At 72.6% G+C, this 16,996-nt stretch carries 15 protein-coding genes and 1 pseudogene; all 16 read left to right on the top strand.

The window, feature by feature from the left end; genetic code table 11:
* Nucleotides 1-103, top strand: a pseudogene (locus AB0L74_RS32525) (phosphocholine cytidylyltransferase family protein); the annotation flags it as partial.
* On the top strand, nucleotides 91-1,152 hold the full coding sequence (locus AB0L74_RS32520) for an iron-containing alcohol dehydrogenase family protein (RefSeq protein ID WP_365660467.1): 1,062 nt from the start codon (nucleotides 91-93) through the stop codon (nucleotides 1,150-1,152). The pseudogene AB0L74_RS32525 and the gene AB0L74_RS32520, both read left to right, overlap by 13 nt.
* On the top strand, nucleotides 1,130-1,909 hold the full coding sequence (locus AB0L74_RS32515) for a CDP-alcohol phosphatidyltransferase family protein (RefSeq protein WP_365660464.1): 780 nt from the start codon (nucleotides 1,130-1,132) through the stop codon (nucleotides 1,907-1,909). The genes AB0L74_RS32520 and AB0L74_RS32515 overlap by 23 nt, the downstream gene beginning before the upstream one ends.
* Nucleotides 1,910-1,914: 5 nt before the next feature.
* On the top strand, nucleotides 1,915-2,787 hold the full coding sequence (locus AB0L74_RS32510) for a glycosyltransferase (protein ID WP_365660476.1): 873 nt from the start codon (nucleotides 1,915-1,917) through the stop codon (nucleotides 2,785-2,787).
* Between the two features lie 94 nt (nucleotides 2,788-2,881).
* Nucleotides 2,882-3,814 carry an ABC transporter permease gene (locus AB0L74_RS32505; protein ID WP_365660462.1) on the top strand — a complete coding sequence of 311 codons (933 nt, stop codon included), beginning with the start codon at nucleotides 2,882-2,884 and terminating at the stop codon, nucleotides 3,812-3,814.
* Nucleotides 3,807-4,595 carry an ABC transporter ATP-binding protein gene (locus AB0L74_RS32500; protein ID WP_365660459.1) on the top strand — a complete coding sequence of 263 codons (789 nt, stop codon included), beginning with the start codon at nucleotides 3,807-3,809 and terminating at the stop codon, nucleotides 4,593-4,595. Before AB0L74_RS32505 ends, AB0L74_RS32500 begins: the two co-directional genes overlap by 8 nt.
* 395 nt (nucleotides 4,596-4,990) lie before the next feature.
* Nucleotides 4,991-5,893 (top strand): squalene synthase HpnC, encoded by a 903-nt coding sequence (gene hpnC / locus AB0L74_RS32495; RefSeq protein WP_365660456.1) that lies wholly within the window; start codon nucleotides 4,991-4,993, stop codon nucleotides 5,891-5,893.
* Nucleotides 5,890-6,840, top strand: a complete 951-nt coding sequence (gene hpnD, locus AB0L74_RS32490; protein WP_365660453.1) for a presqualene diphosphate synthase HpnD — start codon at nucleotides 5,890-5,892, stop codon at nucleotides 6,838-6,840. The genes hpnC and hpnD overlap by 4 nt, the downstream gene beginning before the upstream one ends.
* Nucleotides 6,840-6,980 carry a DUF6380 family protein gene (locus AB0L74_RS32485; protein ID WP_365660450.1) on the top strand — a complete coding sequence of 47 codons (141 nt, stop codon included), beginning with the start codon at nucleotides 6,840-6,842 and terminating at the stop codon, nucleotides 6,978-6,980. Before hpnD ends, AB0L74_RS32485 begins: the two co-directional genes overlap by 1 nt.
* Nucleotides 6,977-8,410: a hydroxysqualene dehydroxylase HpnE gene (hpnE, locus tag AB0L74_RS32480; RefSeq protein ID WP_365660447.1), complete on the top strand. Its 1,434-nt coding sequence runs from the start codon at nucleotides 6,977-6,979 to the stop codon at nucleotides 8,408-8,410. Before AB0L74_RS32485 ends, hpnE begins: the two co-directional genes overlap by 4 nt.
* A gap of 68 nt (nucleotides 8,411-8,478) precedes the next feature.
* Nucleotides 8,479-9,534: a polyprenyl synthetase family protein gene (locus AB0L74_RS32475; RefSeq protein ID WP_365660473.1), complete on the top strand. Its 1,056-nt coding sequence runs from the start codon at nucleotides 8,479-8,481 to the stop codon at nucleotides 9,532-9,534.
* 114 nt (nucleotides 9,535-9,648) lie between these two features.
* Nucleotides 9,649-11,676, top strand: a complete 2,028-nt coding sequence (gene shc / locus AB0L74_RS32470) for a squalene--hopene cyclase (RefSeq protein ID WP_365660444.1) — start codon at nucleotides 9,649-9,651, stop codon at nucleotides 11,674-11,676.
* Entirely contained in the window at nucleotides 11,676-12,317 is a 642-nt protein-coding gene (locus tag AB0L74_RS32465) for a 1-hydroxy-2-methyl-2-butenyl 4-diphosphate reductase (protein ID WP_365660441.1), read from the top strand. Before shc ends, AB0L74_RS32465 begins: the two co-directional genes overlap by 1 nt.
* A 5-nt stretch (nucleotides 12,318-12,322) precedes the next feature.
* Complete coding sequence (hpnH, locus tag AB0L74_RS32460; RefSeq protein ID WP_365660438.1) at nucleotides 12,323-13,345, top strand: adenosyl-hopene transferase HpnH; 1,023 nt, start codon at nucleotides 12,323-12,325, stop codon at nucleotides 13,343-13,345.
* Nucleotides 13,346-13,622: 277 nt separating this feature from the next.
* Entirely contained in the window at nucleotides 13,623-15,542 is a 1,920-nt protein-coding gene (gene dxs, locus AB0L74_RS32455; protein WP_365660435.1) for a 1-deoxy-D-xylulose-5-phosphate synthase, read from the top strand.
* Nucleotides 15,543-16,928: an aspartate aminotransferase family protein gene (locus tag AB0L74_RS32450; RefSeq protein WP_365660433.1), complete on the top strand. Its 1,386-nt coding sequence runs from the start codon at nucleotides 15,543-15,545 to the stop codon at nucleotides 16,926-16,928.
* Nucleotides 16,929-16,996: the final 68 nt, after the last annotated feature.

Raw genomic sequence — 16,996 nt, 5'->3', positions numbered from 1 at the left:
CGGCTTCACCGTCGACGTGGCGCCGATCGGCGACGTGAAGTGGGTCGAGATCGACAACCACGACGACCTCGCCAAGGGCAGGGAGATCGCGTGCCAGTACTGACCCGGCTCATCCCGTCGCCGGTCGTCGTCGACATCCGCCCGGGCGCCCTCGACGACCTCGGCTGCGTGCTCGCCGACGAACGCATCTCGCACTCCGGACGGCTCGCCGTCGCCGTCAGCGGCGGCTCCGGCGCCAAGCTGCGCGAGCGGATCTCCCCGTCGCTGCCCGACGCCACCTGGTACGAGGTCGGCGGCGGCACCCTCGACGACGCGATCCGGCTGGCCGACGCCATGAAGTCCGGCCGCTACGACGCGGTCGTCGGGCTCGGCGGCGGCAAGGTCATCGACTGCGCCAAGTTCGCCGCGGCGCGCGTCGGCCTGCCACTGGTCGCCGTGGCCACCAACCTCTCCCACGACGGCCTGTGCTCCCCGGTCGCCACCCTCGACAACGACGCCGGCCGCGGCTCCTACGGCGTGCCGAACCCGATCGCGGTCGTCATCGACCTGGACATCATCCGCGACGCCCCCGTCCGTTTCGTGCGGTCCGGCATCGGCGACGCCATCTCCAACATCTCCGCGATCGCGGACTGGGAGCTGGCCAACCGCGTCAAGGGCGAGCGGATCGACGGCCTGGCCGCCGCCATGGCCCGCCAGGCCGGCGAGGCCGTGCTGCGCCACCCCGGCGGCATCGGCGACAACGACTTCCTCCAGGTGCTCGCCGAGGCGCTGGTGCTCAGCGGCATCGCCATGTCCGTCTCCGGCGACTCGCGGCCCTCCTCCGGTGCCTGCCACGAGATCAACCACGCCTTCGACCTGCTCTTCCCCAAGCGGGCCGCCAGCCACGGCGAGCAGGTCGGGATCGGTGCGGCCTTCGCGATGTACCTGCGCGGGGCGCACGAGGAGTCGGCGTACATGGCCGAGGTGCTGCGCCGGCACGGGCTGCCGGTGCTGCCCGCAGAGATCGGCTTCACCCCGGAGGAGTTCGTCCGCGTCGTGGAGTTCGCCCCGGAGACCCGGCCCGGCCGCTACACGATCCTCGAACACCTCGACCTGAAAACCGAACAGATCAAGGACACCTACGCCGACTATGTCAAGGCCATCGGTAGCTGAACTACGCCCGGTCGTCCACCCCGAAGGGGTCAAGGACCGGCGCAGCGGTGAGCACTGGGCGGGACGCCTCTACATGCGCGAGGTGTCGCTGCGGGTCGACCGCTACCTGGTGAACACCAGGATCACACCGAACCAGCTCACGTACCTGATGACCGTCTGCGGCGTCCTGGCGGCCCCGGCCCTGCTGGTGCCGGGGATCACGGGCGCCGTGCTCGGCGTGGTGGCGGTCCAGCTGTACCTGCTGCTGGACTGCGTCGACGGCGAGATCGCGCGCTGGAAGAAGCAGTACTCCCTCGGCGGGGTCTACCTCGACCGGGTCGGCGCCTACCTCACCGACGCCGCCGTCCTGGTCGGGCTCGGCCTGCGCGCCGCCGACCTGTGGGGTACCGGCCGGATCGACTGGCTGTGGGCCTTCCTCGGCACCCTCGCCGCCCTCGGCGCCATCCTGATCAAGGCGGAGACCGACCTCGTCGGCGTCGCCCGCCACCAGGCCGGGCTGCCCCCGGTCAAGGAAGCCGCGTCCGAGCCGCGCTCCTCCGGCATGGCCCTGGCCCGCCGGGCCGCCGCCGCGCTCAAGTTCCACCGGCTGATCCTCGGCATCGAGGCGTCCCTGCTGATCCTGGTCCTCGCGATCGTGGACCAGGCACGCGGCGACCTGTTCTTCACCCGGCTCGGCACCGCCGTGCTCGCCGGCATCGCGCTGCTGCAGACCCTGCTGCACCTGGTGTCCGTCCTGGCCTCCAGCAGGCTGCGGTGAGCGGCGTGAAGGTCGGCGCCGTCGTCATCACCATGGGCAACCGCCCCGACGAGCTGCGCGCGCTGCTCGACTCGGTCGCCCGGCAGGACGGCGACCCGGTCGAGGTCGTGGTCGTCGGCAACGGCTCGCCCGTACCCGACGTCCCCGAGGGCGTCCGCACGGTGGAGCTGCCCGAGAACCTCGGCATCCCCGGCGGCCGCAACGTCGGCATCGAGGCGTTCGGGCCCGGCGGCCGGGACGTGGACATCCTGCTCTTCCTCGACGACGACGGGCTGCTGGCGCGCACCGACACCGCCGAGCTGTGCCGCCGGGCCTTCGCCGAGGACCCGGAGCTCGGCATCATCAGCTTCCGCATCGCGGACCCGGACACCGGCGCCACCCAGCGCCGCCACGTGCCCAGGCTGCGCGCCTCCGACCCGATGCGCTCCTCGCGGGTGACCACCTTCCTCGGCGGTGCCAACGCCGTACGGACCCGGGTCTTCGCCGACGTCGGCGGGCTGCCGGACGAGTTCTTCTACGCCCACGAGGAGACCGACCTGGCCTGGCGGGCCCTGGACGCGGGCTGGATGATCGACTACCGGTCCGACATGGTGCTGTACCACCCGACGACCGCGCCGTCCCGGCACGCGGTGTACCACCGCATGGTGGCCCGCAACCGGGTCTGGCTGGCCCGCCGCAACCTGCCCCTCGCGCTGGTCCCGGTCTACCTCGGCGTCTGGATGCTGCTCACCTTGCTGCGCCGCCCCTCGCTGCCCGCCCTGAAAGCGTGGTTCGGCGGGTTCCGGGAGGGCTGGACCAGCCCCTGCGGGCCACGCCGGCCCATGAAGTGGCGTACGGTGTGGCGGCTGACCCGGCTGGGCCGTCCTCCTGTCATCTGACAAGCTCGTATCCGAGCAACCGGGCCGGTCCCGGACGCAGGCTCATGCCAGGCCCGCAACAGGCTGCGCATCCTGAAGACGAAAGTTTCCACTAGTGAGTGAGACAACGCACGACGGCACGGTCGCGGTGACCGCCACGCCGGCGTCGCCCGACGAGGGCCTCACGGCGGCGCAGCTCGCCGCCCGCCACGGGCTGACCGTGAGCGGGGCCCGGCCGCCCCTCGGCGAGTACGTCCGCCAGCTCTGGGGGCGGCGCCACTTCATCGTCGCCTTCTCCCAGGCCAAGCTGACCGCCCAGTACAGCCAGGCCAAGCTGGGCCAGCTGTGGCAGGTGGCCACCCCGCTGCTGAACGCCGCGGTGTACTTCTCCATCTTCGGCCTGATCCTGGAGGCCGACCGGGGCATGTCCCGCGAGGTGTACGTCCCCTTCCTGGTCACGGGCGTGTTCCTGTTCACCTTCACGCAGAGCTCGGTGATGGCGGGCGTGCGGGCGATCTCCGGCAACCTGGGCCTGGTGCGCGCGCTGCACTTCCCGCGGGCCTCGCTGCCGATCTCCTTCGCGCTCCAGCAGCTCCAGCAGTTGCTGTTCTCGATGATCGTGCTGTTCGCCGTGGTGATCGGGTTCGGCAGCTACCCGAGGCCGTCCTGGCTGCTGATCGTGCCGGCGCTGGCCCTCCAGTTCCTGTTCAACACCGGCCTGGCACTGGCCATGGCCCGGGCGGGCGCCAAGACGCCGGACCTGGCGCAGCTGATGCCGTTCATCATGCGCACGTGGATGTACGCGTCCGGGGTGATGTTCTCCATCCCGGTCTTCCTCGCCGACCACCCGGGCTGGATCTCCACCGTCCTGCAGTGGAACCCGGCCGCGGTCTACATGGACCTGATGCGCTTCGCCCTCATCGACGGCTACGGCTCCGAGAACCTCCCCGACCACGTCTGGGCGGTCGCGTGCGGCTGGGCCGTGCTGCTCGCCGTCGGCGGTTTCGTGTACTTCTGGAAGGCGGAGGAGAGGTACGGCCGTGGCTGACCCGAACACCGGCGAGCGCGTTCCCACCGTCATCGCGGACGACCTGCACATCGTCTACCGCGTCAACGGTGCCCGGACCGGCAAGGGCAGCGCGACCGCCGCCCTCAGCCGCATCCTGCGGCGCGGCTCCGACGACACGGCCCGGGGCGTGCGCAAGGTGCACGCCGTGCGCGGCGTCTCCTTCGTCGCCTACCGGGGCGAGGCCATCGGCCTGATCGGCTCCAACGGATCCGGCAAGTCGACCCTGCTGCGGGCCATCGCCGGCCTGCTGCCCGCCGAGAAGGGCAAGGTCTACACCGACGGCCAGCCCTCCCTGCTCGGCGTGAACGCGGCCCTGATGAACGACCTGACCGGCGAGCGCAACGTCATCCTCGGCGGTCTGGCCATGGGCATGTCCCGCGAGGAGATCAAGGCCCGTTACCAGGACATCGTCGACTTCTCCGGCATCAACGACAAGGGCGACTTCATCACCCTGCCGATGCGGACGTACTCCTCCGGCATGGCGGCCCGGCTCCGTTTCTCCATCGCCGCCGCCAAGGACCACGACGTCCTTATGATCGACGAGGCCCTGGCCACCGGTGACCGCGCCTTCCAGAAGCGCTCCGAGGAACGCATCCGGGAGCTGCGCAAGGAGGCGGGCACGGTGTTCCTGGTCAGCCACAACAACAAGTCGATCCGCGACACCTGCAACCGCGTCCTGTGGCTGGAGCGCGGCGAGCTGCGGATGGACGGCCCGACCGACGAGGTGCTCAAGGAGTACGAGAAGTTCACGGGCAAGTAGCCGCCCCGGCTCCCCCGGGGAGCCGGCCGCGCCGCCGGGGCCCCGCCGGAACTCCTCCGGCGGGGCCCCGCGACTGCAAAAGAAACGTCAACTCCCCACCGGAACAGGAATCTTGGGGCTGTCCGGTGTGTTCTCGTGGTGTCGTTGTGGTGCGCGGGACACCCGGGCGCGGTCCGGTGAGCCGTGCAACGTAAGCTGTACCGGTCCCGAAAGGCGGCAAGTGGGGCGATAAGGCCCGACGCTCCTGGGTGGGGCCGCCGCGCGGGCAGCCTGGCGGCGTGTCCGAAATAGTGTGTATTGGGTCGGCAGTGTAGAACGGGAGATGTGACGGCAATGGTTACGGAAACTCCCCGGCTCCGCGACGCATGTGCCGTCCCCGCCCCGGGCAGCCGGCGGTGACGGCCACCGGCACGGCGCGCGCCGCCGACCCGGTGCGCGCCACCCTCGACAAGGCCGCGGCCGAGAACTTCCCCGTGGCTCCCTTCTTCCTGCCCCGGGCCTGGCGCGACGACCTGATGGCCGTGTACGGCTTCGCGCGCCTCGTCGACGACATCGGCGACGGCGACCTGGCCCCCGGCGGTGCCGACGCCCGCCTCCTCGGCGTGCCCGGGGCGCGGGCCGAGGACCGGCAGGTCCTGCTGGACGCCTTCGAGGCCGACCTGCGCCGCGTCTTCGACTCCACGCCGCGCCACCCCCTGCTGCGCCGGCTCCAGCCCACCGTCCGCCGCCGCTCGCTGACGCCCGAGCCCTTCCTCGGCCTGATCGCCGCCAACCGCCAGGACCAGCTGGTCGGGCGGTACGAGACGTACGGCGACCTCCTCGCCTACTGCGAGCTGTCGGCCAACCCGGTCGGCCGCCTGGTCCTCGCCGTCACCGGTACCGCGACGCCCGAGCGCATCCGCCGCTCCGACACCGTCTGCACGGCGCTCCAGATCATCGAGCACCTCCAGGACGTGGCCGAGGACCTCGCCCGCGACCGCGTCTACCTGCCCGCCGAGGACATGAGGCGCTTCCACGTCCGGGAGGCGGATCTCGCCGCGCCCACCGCCGGGGCGTCGGTGCGCGCGCTGGTCGCCTACGAGGCGCAACGCGCCCGCGACCTGCTGAATGAAGGCGCCCCCCTGGTGGGTAGCGTCCACGGCAGGCTGAGGCTGCTGCTCGCAGGGTTCGTGGCGGGGGGCAGGGCGGCCCTCCGGGCGATCGCCGCCGCCGACTACGACGTACTGTCCGGCCCGCCCAGGCCCGGCAAGCTCCCGTTGCTGCGCGAGGTGGGCCTGACCCTGCGAGGAGAGAGGTGATCCGGACCGTGGAGTCGGCACCGCACGTGTCCGCACCGGTACTCGCCGCCTACCGCTACTGCGAGACCGTCACCGGGCAGCAGGCCCGTAACTTCGCCTACGGGATCAGGCTGCTGCCCACGTCCAAGCGCCGCGCGATGTCGGCGCTGTACGCGTTCTCGCGCCGCGTCGACGACATCGGCGACGGCGCGCTCACGGACGAGGTGAAGGCCGCCAGACTGGAGGAGACCCGGGCGCTGCTCACCCGCATCCGCGAGGGCGCGGTCACACCGGACGACACCGACCCGGTGGCGGTCGCCCTCGCCCACGCCGCCGGACAGTTCCCGATCCCGCTCGGCGGCCTGGACGAGCTGATCGACGGTGTCCTGATGGACGTCCGCGGCGAGACCTACGAGACCTGGGAGGACCTGAAGGTCTACTGCCGCTGTGTGGCCGGCGCCATCGGGCGGCTCTCCCTCGGTGTGTTCGGCACGGAACCGGGAGCGCGCGGTGCCGAGCGCGCGCCGGAGTACGCCGACACGCTCGGGCTCGCGCTCCAACTCACCAACATCCTGCGGGACGTCCGCGAGGACGCCGAGGGCGGACGCGTCTACCTGCCCGCCGACGACCTCGCCAAGTTCGGGTGTGCGGCCGGCTTCGACGGGCCGGCACCACCGGAGGGCTCCGACTTCGCGGGCCTGGTCCACTTCGAGGTGCGACGGGCCCGCGCCCTTTTCGCCGAGGGCTACCGGCTGCTGCCCCTGCTCGACCGCCGCAGCGGGGCCTGCGTCGCGGCCATGGCCGGCATCTACCGCCGCCTGCTGGAGCGCATCGAGCGCGACCCGGAGGCCGTGCTGCGGGGCCGGGTCTCCCTCCCGGGGCGCGAGAAGGCGTACGTCGCCGTGCGCGGCCTGTCCGGCCTGGACGCCCGGCACGTGACCCGGAAGACCGTCAGGAGGCGCGCCTGATGGGCACACCGGTGCGAACGGAGGCGCTCGGTGACCCCCGGCGGACAACCCACCGGTGGCGCGCCGCGTCCCTGACTGAGACGGTCGGTCGTGCGCCGTTCGCACCGCACGGCCACCGCACAGGAGAGGACGCACCATGACCCACGGCAACGACGCGGCGCCGAAGGGGCCCCTCGCGGACGCCGGGGCCCGCTCCGCGCGGCACGCCGTCGTGGTCGGCGGCGGCCTGGCCGGCGTCACGGCGGCGCTCACCCTCGCCGACGCCGGAGTGCGCGTCACCCTGCTCGAAGGCCGGCCGCGGCTGGGCGGGCTCGCCTTCTCCTTCCGGCGCGGCGGCCTGACCGTCGACAACGGCCAGCACGTGTATCTGCGCTGCTGCACCGCCTACCGGTGGTTCCTCGACCGTGTCGAGGGGGCGGCGCTGGCGCCTTTGCAGGACCGCCTCGACGTGCCCGTCGTCGACCTGGACCGCCCGGCGGGGCGGCGGCTGGGCAGACTGCGGCGCGACGCGCTGCCCGTCCCCCTGCACCTGGGGCGCAGCCTCGCCACGTATCCGCACCTCTCGCTCGCCGACCGCGTCAGGGTGGGCCGGGCCGCGCTCGCGCTCAAGAGCCTGGACCTCGCCGATCCCGAGCTGGACACCCAGGACTTCGGCGGCTGGCTGGCCGCGCACGGCCAGTCGCCGCGTGCCGTCGAGGCCCTGTGGGACCTGGTCGGGGTCGCCACCCTCAACGCGGTCGCGGGCGACGCCTCCCTCGCCCTTGCCGCGATGGTCTTCAAGACCGGCCTGCTGTCCGACCCGGGCGCGGCCGACATCGGCTGGGCCCGCGTCCCGCTGGGCGACCTGCACGACCGGCTGGCCCGCAAGGCCCTCGACTCAGCGGGCGTCCGCACCGAGGTCCGTACCCGCGTCACCGCCGTATCCGCCGACGCCGGCGGCGGCTGGCGCGTGTGTGTCCCCGGCGAGACGCTGGAGGCGGACGCCGTCGTGCTCGCCGTACCGCAGCGCGAGGCGCACGGCCTGCTTCCCGAGGGCGCGCTGGACGCCCCCGAAAGGCTGCTGGAGATCGGCACCGCGCCCATCCTCAACGTCCACGTCGTCTACGACCGCAAGGTCCTGGGCGTGCCGTTCCTCACGGCCCTCGGCACGCCCCTGCAATGGGTGTTCGACCGGACCGAGGCGTCCGGGCTGACGCGGGGCCAGTACCTGGCGGTCTCCCAGTCGGCCGCGCAGGACGAGATCGACGCGCCCGTGGCCGCGCTGCGCGAGCGGTACCTGCCCGAGCTGGAGCGGCTGCTGCCCCGCGCGCGCGGCGCCGAGGTGAGGGACTTCTTCGTGACCAGGGAGCGCACCGCGACCTTCGCTCCCGCCCCCGGCGTCGGACGCCTCAGGCCCGGCGCCCGCACCAAGGCACCCGGCCTGTACCTGGCCGGGGCGTGGACCGCCACCGGGTGGCCCGCGACGATGGAGAGTGCGGTCCGCAGCGGCGTCGGCGCGGCGGGCGCCGCGCTCGGCGCCCTGGGCCGGTCCCGCGACCGCCTCCCCGACTTCTTCGAGGAGGCGGCGTGAAGACCGGTCCATGCGCCACCGACCGCCGCACTCGCGGTACCGCAAGCAGAGGAGAAACTGTGCCCACTGTGCCCCCGGCCCCGACGGCTGACGCGGTGGACGTGACCGCGCTCCTGGAGCGCGGCCGGACCTTGGCCACACCGGTACTGCGGGCGGCCGTCGACCGCCTGGCGCCTCCCATGGACACCGTCGCCGCCTACCACTTCGGCTGGATCGACGCCCAGGGCAACCCGGCGGACGGCGACGGCGGCAAGGCCGTCCGTCCCGCCCTCGCGGTGCTCTCCGCCGAGGTCACCGGGGCCGCGCCCGAGGTCGGCGTCCCCGGCGCCGTCGCCGTGGAGCTGGTCCACAACTTCTCGCTGCTCCACGACGACCTGATGGACGGCGACGAGCAGCGCCGCCACCGCGACACGGTCTGGAAGATCCACGGCCCGGCCCAGGCCATCCTGGTCGGCGACGCCCTCTTCGCCCTCGCGGGCGAGGTCCTGCTCGAACTCGGGACCGTGGAGGCGGGCCGGGCCGCCCGCCGGCTCACCGCCGCCTCCCGCGCCCTGATCGACGGCCAGGCGCAGGACATCTCCTACGAGCACCGCGACCGCGTCAGCGTCGAGGAGTGCCTGGAGATGGAGGGCAACAAGACCGGTGCCCTGCTGGCCTGCGCGAGTTCCATCGGCGCGGTCCTCGGCGGCGCCGGCGACGCCACCGCCGACGCGCTGGAGCGGTACGGCTACCACCTGGGCCTGGCCTTCCAGGCCATCGACGACCTCCTCGGCATCTGGGGCGACCCGGAGGCCACCGGCAAGCAGACCTGGAGCGACCTGCGCCAGCGCAAGAAGTCGCTGCCGGTCGTCGCCGCGCTCGCGGCGGGCGGTGCCGCCTCCGAGCGGCTCGGCGAGATCCTCGCCGCCGACGCCAAGAGCAGCGACTTCGCGAACTTCTCCGAGGAGGAGTTCGCGGCCCGCGCCGCCCTGATCGAGGAGGCGGGCGGCCGGGACTGGACCGCCGAAGAGGCACGTCGCCAGCACACCATCGCCATCGAAGCCCTCGACGCCGTCGACATGCCCGACCCCGTGCGGGCCCGCTTCACGGCGCTCGCCGACTTCGTCGTCGTACGAAAGAGATGATCACTATCGGCCGAATACGCCTCGCGTAGTCGCCGGCCGGTGGCGCGACCGGACGTCACCGGCCGACGGCGGACCCACAGCAGACGCATCAGCACACTGCACGAAGGGGAAGCCATGACAGCGACGACCGACGGAAGCACCGGGGCCACCCTGCCGCCCCGCGCTGCCGCGGCCAGCGAAACCGACAGCGTCACCCCCGCGGCGGCCGGGGTACAGGAAGCCGCCGCCCGCGCCATGCGGCGCGCCACCGACTTCCTGCTCGCCCGGCAGGACGCCGAAGGCTGGTGGAAGGGCGACCTCCAGACCAACGTCACCATGGACGCCGAGGACCTGATGCTCCGCCAGTTCCTCGGCATCCTCGACGAGGACACCACCCGCGCCGCCGCCCTCTTCGTCCGCGGCGAGCAGCGCGAGGACGGCACCTGGGCCACGTTCCACGGCGGCCCCGGCGACCTGTCCGCCACCATCGAGGCCTACGTCGCCCTCCGCCTGGCCGGCGACGCGCCCGACGACCCCCATATGGCGAGGGCCTCCGCCTGGATCCGCGAGCAGGGCGGCATCGCCGCCTCCCGCGTCTTCACCCGTATCTGGCTCGCCCTGTTCGGCTGGTGGAAGTGGGAGGACCTGCCCGAACTCCCGCCGGAGATCGTCTACTTCCCCACCTGGCTGCCGCTCAACATCTACGACTTCGGCTGCTGGGCCCGGCAGACCATCGTGCCGCTGACGATCGTCTCGGCGAAGCGGCCGGTGCGGCCCGCGCCGTTCCCCCTCGACGAGCTGCACACCGACCCGGCCCGCCCGAACCCGCCCACGCCCCTCGCCCCGGCGGCGAGCTGGGACGGCGCCTTCCAGCGGATCGACAAGGCGCTGCACGCCTTCCGCAAGGTGGCCCCCCGCCGGCTGCGCAGGGCCGCCATGAACACCGCCGCGCGCTGGATCATCGAGCGGCAGGAGAACGACGGCTGCTGGGGCGGCATCCAGCCGCCGGCCGTGTACTCCATCATCGCGCTGTACCTGCTGGGCTACGACCTCCAGCACCCGGTGATGCGGGCGGGCCTGGAGTCGCTGGACCGGTTCGCCGTCCGGCGCGAGGACGGCGCCCGCATGATCGAAGCCTGCCAGTCCCCGGTGTGGGACACCTGCCTGGCCACCATCGCCCTGGCCGACGCCGGTCTGCCCGCCGACCACCCGCAGCTGGTGAAGGCCGCAGACTGGATGCTCGGCGAGCAGGTGGTGCGCCCCGGCGACTGGTCGGTGCGCAGGCCCGGACTCCCGCCCGGCGGCTGGGCGTTCGAGTTCCACAACGACAACTACCCCGACATCGACGACACCGCCGAGGTGGTCCTCGCGCTGCGCCGCGTCAAGCACCACGACCCGGAGCGGGTGGAGAAGGCCATCGGGCGCGGGGTGCGCTGGAACCTCGGCATGCAGTCGAAGAACGGGGCCTGGGGCGCCTTCGACGTCGACAACACCAGCCCCTTCCCCAACCGGCTGCCGTTCTGCGACTTCGGCGAGGTCATCGACCCGCCGTCCGCGGACGTCACCGCGCACGTCGTGGAGATGCTCGCCGTCGAGGGCCTCGCCCACGACCCGCGCACCCGGCGGGGCATCGAGTGGCTGCTGGCCGAACAGGAGCCGGACGGCTCGTGGTTCGGGCGCTGGGGCGTCAACTACGTCTACGGCACCGGATCGGTCGTCCCCGCCCTGGTCGCGGCCGGCCTGCCCGGCTCCCACCCGGCGATCCGCCGGGCGGTCGCCTGGCTGGAGTCGGTCCAGAACGACGACGGCGGCTGGGGCGAGGACCTGCGGTCCTACCGGGACGCCGGGAAGTGGAGCGGCCGGGGCGCCTCCACCGCCTCCCAGACGGCCTGGGCGCTGATGGCCCTGCTCGCGGCGGGGGAGCGGGACTCCAGGGCCGTCGAGCGCGGCATCGAGTGGCTCGCCACCACCCAGCGGGAAGACGGCTCCTGGGACGAGCCGTACTTCACCGGCACCGGCTTCCCCTGGGACTTCTCCATCAACTACCACCTCTACCGGCAGGTCTTCCCGCTCACCGCGCTCGGCCGGTACGTGAACGGAGAACCCGCCGTCCTGTCCCGGACCGCCGCGGACCGGCCGCTCGCCGAGGCGAAGGGGAGCTGATGAGCGTCCCGCCCGCTCCGGCACCGCTGCTGGTCGCCTGCGCGCTCGGCATCGAGCACCTCGCGCTGCGCGCCGGCGACCGCGGCGGCGCCGGCGGGCCCGTCACCGTCCTGCGCACGGGCATGGGACCGGTGGCGGCCGAGCGCTCCGTCACGCGGGTCCTGGCCGACCCGGCGCTCGCCGGTGCCGCCGTCCTGGCCACCGGTTTCTGTGCCGGGCTGGCCTCCGGCATGCACCCCGGGGACCTCGTCGTCGCCGAGGAGACCCGGGACCCGCGCGGCAGCGTGCCGTGCGCCGGGACCGAGCCGCTTGTCAAGGAGCTCGGGCGCATCCTGCCCGGGCGGACCGTCCACACCGGGCCGCTCGTCGGCTCCGACCACGTGATCCGCGGCTCGGAGCGGTCCGGCCTGCACGCCACCGGCGCCATCGCCGCCGACATGGAGTCGGCGGCCACTCTGCTGAGCGCCGTGCGGACGGGTGAGCGTCCGGTTGCGGCCGTCCGGGTGGTCGTGGACGCTCCAGAACACGAACTGGTCCGGATCGGCACGGTGCGCGGTGGAATATCGGCTTTCCGCGTCCTTCGTTCCGTACTGCCTGCTTTCTTCGAATGGCACCGCAATGTGTTGCTCCCCAGGAGGTGAGCCCGATGGCCATGCCGCTGCGTCAGTCCATCAAGGTCGCTACATACTTGGCTGAACAAAAACTCCGCCGGCGGGACAAGTTTCCGCTCATCGTCGAGCTGGAACCGCTTTTCGCGTGCAATCTCAAGTGCGAGGGCTGCGGCAAGATCCAGCACCCGGCCGGGGTCCTCAAGCAGCGCATGCCCGTCGCCCAGGCCGTGGGGGCCGTACTGGAATCGGGCGCGCCGATGGTGTCCATCGCCGGCGGCGAGCCCCTGATGCACCCGCAGATCGACGAGATCGTGCGCCAGCTGGTGGCCAAACGCAAATACGTCTTCCTGTGCACCAACGCCATGCTGCTGCGCAAGAAAATGGACAAGTTCAAGCCCTCTCCCTACTTCGCTTTCGCGGTGCACATCGACGGACTGCGCGAGCGGCACGACGCGTCCGTGGCGAAAGAGGGCGTGTTCGACGAGGCCGTGGCGGCGATCAAGGAGGCCAAGCGGCGCGGCTTCCGGGTCACCACCAATTCGACCTTCTTCAACACCGACACCCCGCAGACCGTCATCGAGGTGCTCGACTACCTCAACGACGACCTCAAGGTCGACGAGATGATGATCTCGCCCGCCTACGCCTACGAGAAGGCCCCCGACCAGGAGCACTTCCTCGGCGTGGAGCAGACCCGCGAGCTGTTCAGGAAGGCGTTCTCGGGCGGCAACCGGCGCCGCTGGCGGCTGAACCACTCGCCGCTGTTCCTGGACTTCCTGGAGGGCAAGGTCGACTTCCCCTGCACGGCGTGGGCGATCCCCAACTACTCCCTCTTCGGCTGGCAGCGCCCCTGCTACCTGATGAGCGACGGATACGTGCCCACCTACCGGGAACTGATCGAGAAGACCGACTGGGACCAGTACGGCCGCGGCAAGGACCCGCGCTGCGCCAACTGCATGGCGCACTGCGGCTACGAGCCCACCGCCGTCCTGGCCACCACCGGCTCCCTGAAGGAGTCCCTGCGCGCCCTGCGCGAGACCGTCTCCGGGAACCGGGACTGACGCCGCGGCCGCCGTCCCCGGGCCATGCCGGGCCGGCGGCGGCCGCGGCGGCGCCCCGGGTGCCCCTGTCCGCGCGGCCGGCCCGGGGCGGCCCGCGGCGACGGCGGGGGCCGGATCCCCGCCGGCGGCGAGCCGCCGGGACCGTCCCCGCGCGAGGAGATCGCCGAGGCGCGGCGAGGCGGTGGCGAGGATCGCCGAGCGGACGGAGCGGGACGGCGCCGCGCCGGGGGAGCCGGCCGTCACGTGAGTGGGAAGCACGGACCGAAGGGGGCCGAAGGTGACCATTCTGGAGACCATCCGGGGACCACGTGACCTGAAGGCGCTGACCGAGGCGGAGCTCGGGGAACTGTCCGGCGAGATACGCGACTTCCTGGTGCGCGCGGTCGCCCGGACCGGCGGTCACCTCGGACCCAACCTGGGAGTGGTGGAGCTCACCATCGCGCTCCACCGGGTCTTCACCTCGCCGGCCGACCGCATCCTGTGGGACACCGGGCACCAGAGCTATGTCCACAAACTGCTGACCGGACGCCAGGACTTCTCCAAGCTGCGCGGCAAGGGCGGGCTGTCCGGCTACCCGTCGCGGGAGGAGTCCGAGCACGACGTCATCGAGAACAGCCACGCCTCCACCTCGCTGGGCTGGGCCGACGGCCTCGCCAAGGCCCGCGCGGTGCGGGGGGAGGGCGGGCACGTCGTCGCCGTCATCGGCGACGGCGCGCTCACCGGCGGCATGGCCTGGGAGGCGCTGAACAACATCGCGGCGGCCAGGGACCGGCCGCTGATCATCGTCGTCAACGACAACGAACGCTCCTACGCGCCGACCGTCGGCGGTCTCGCCCACCACCTGGCGGCCCTGCGCACCGCCGACGGCTACGAGAAGGTGCTGGCCTGGGGCAAGGACGTACCGCGGCGCGCCCCCGTGGTCGGCACCACCGTCCACGAGGCCCCGCACGGCGCGAAGAGGGGGCTCAAGGAGGCATTCGCCCCGCAGGGCCTGTTCGAGGACCTGGGCCTGAAGTACGTCGGCCCCGTCGACGGGCACGACATCGGTGCCGTCGAGGCGGCGCTGCGGCGCGCGCGGCGCTTCCACGGGCCGGTGCTGGTCCACTGCCTCACGGAGAAGGGCCGCGGCTACGAACCCGCCCTCGCCCACGAGGAGGACCACTTCCACACCGTCGGCGTGATGGACCCGCGTACCTGCGAGCCGCTCGCCCCCGCCGGCGGGCCGTCGTGGACCTCGGTGTTCGGCGAGGAGATGGTGCGGATCGGCGAGGAACGCGAGGACGTGGTGGCCATCACGGCGGCCATGCTGCGCCCGGTCGGGCTCGGCGCCTTCGCCGAGCGGTTCCCCGACCGGATCTGGGACGTCGGCATCGCCGAGCAGCACGCGGCCGTCTCCGCGGCCGGGCTGGCGACCGGCGGACTGCACCCCGTCGTCGCCGTCTACGCCACCTTCCTCAACCGCGCCTTCGACCAGCTCCTGATGGACGTGGCGCTGCACCGCTGCGGCGTGACCTTCGTCCTGGACCGGGCCGGCGTCACCGGCGCCGACGGCCCCTCGCACAACGGCGTGTGGGACCTGTCCGTCCTCCAGGCCGTCCCCGGACTGCGCATCGCCGCGCCCCGCGACGCCGGTCAGCTGCGCGCCCAGCTCCGCGAGGCCGTCGCCGTCGACGACGCGCCGACGCTGCTGCGCTTCCCGAAGGAGACCGCCGGCCCGGCGATCGGGGCGGTGGACCGGGTCGGCGGGATGGACGTCCTGCACGCGGCGGACCGCCCCGAGGTGCTGCTCGTGGCCGTCGGGGTGATGGCGCCGGTCTGCCTGAGCGCCGCCGAGCTGCTGGAGGCCCGCGGCATCGGGTGCACCGTCGTCGACCCCCGCTGGGTCAAGCCCGTCGACCCGGCGCTGCCGTCCCTGGCCGCCCGGCACCGGCTGGTCGCCGTCGTCGAGGACAACAGCCGCGCGGCCGGTGTCGGCTCCGCGGTGGCCCTGGCACTGGGCGACGCCGACGTCGACGTGCCGGTACGGCGCTTCGGCGTCCCGGAGCAGTTCCCGGCGCACGCCAAGCGCGCCGAGGTGCTCGCCGACATCGGTCTCACGCCGGTCGAGATCGCCGGGCGGATCGGCGCCGGCCTGGCCGCCACCGAGCGGCAGGCACCAGACCACCGCACCGTCCCGCCCGTTCGAGGAGAAGACTGAATGACCACGGAGTTCGACCTCGGCGCGCTCCTGGCCGAGCGCGGAGCCGAACGCTACGAGCTGCACGCCAAGTACCTCAATCACCAGCTCCCGCGCATGCTGCACACCATCGGCTTCGACAAGGTCTACGAACGGGCCGAGGGCGCGTACTTCTGGGACGCGGAGGGCCACGACTACCTCGACATGCTCGCCGGGTTCGGCGTGATGGGCCTGGGCCGCCACCACCCCGTCGTCCGCAAGGCGCTGCACGACGTCCTGGACGCTTCGCTGGCCGACCTCACCCGCTTCGACTGCCAGCCGCTGCCCGGACTGCTGGCCGAGCGGCTCCTGTCCTACAGCCCGCACCTGGACCGCGTGTTCTTCGGCAACAGCGGTACCGAGGCCGTCGAGAGCGCGCTGAAGTTCGCCCGGTACGCGACCGGGAAACCGCGGATCCTCTACTGCGAGCACGCCTTCCACGGCCTGACGACCGGGTCCCTGTCCGTCAACGGCGAGGCCGGATTCCGCGACGGCTTCGCCCCGCTGCTGCCCGACACGGCCGTCCCGCTCGGCGATCTGGACGCGCTGGAAAGAGAGGTGAACAGGGGCGACGTCGCCGCGCTGATCGTGGAACCGGTGCAGGGCAAGGGCGTGCACGAGTCCCCGCCCGGCTATCTGCGGGCCGCGCAGGAGCTGCTGCACCGGCACAAGGCGCTGCTCATCGCCGACGAGGTGCAGACGGGCCTGGGCCGTACCGGCCGCTTCTACGCCCACCAGCACGAGGAGGGTGTGGAGCCGGACCTGGTGTGCGTGGCCAAGGCGCTGTCGGGCGGCTATGTCCCGGTGGGGGCCACGGTCGGCAAGGACTGGATCTTCAAGAAGGTGTACTCGTCGATGGACCGGGTGCTGGTCCACTCGGCGAGCTTCGGGGCCAACGCGCAGGCCATGGCGGCCGGGCTCGCCGTGCTGTCCGTCATGGAGAATGACCGGATCGTCGCGAACGCCGCCGCCACCGGGGAGTCGCTGAAGTCCCGCCTCGCGGCCCTGGTCGACAAGTACGAACTGCTCGCCGAGGTCCGCGGCCGGGGCCTGATGATCGGCATCGAGTTCGGCAGGCCGAGGTCGCTGAAGCTGCGCAGCCGGTGGACCATGTTGCAGGCCGCCCGCAAGGGGCTGTTCGCGCAGATGGTGGTCGTGCCGCTGCTGCAACGGCACCGTATCCTCACCCAGGTCTCCGGCGACCACCTGGAGGTGATCAAACTGATCCCGCCGCTGATCATCGGTGAGCGGGAGGTGGACCGGTTCGTCGACGCCTTCACCGCCGTCATGGACGACGCGCACGAGGGCGGCGGTCTGCTGTGGGACTTCGGCAAGACGCTGGTCAGACAGGCGATGGCCAACCGCTGAGGAGACCGCGCCCGTCACGGGCGCGGGCCCTTCCGGGGACCTCTCGCCGGTGAGACACGGGGCCCGCC

Source organism: Streptomyces sp. NPDC052020, assembly GCF_040680575.1.
In the GTDB taxonomy this organism is placed as follows: domain Bacteria; phylum Actinomycetota; class Actinomycetes; order Streptomycetales; family Streptomycetaceae; genus Streptomyces.
This window is presented reverse-complemented; position numbering and strand designations above follow the sequence as displayed.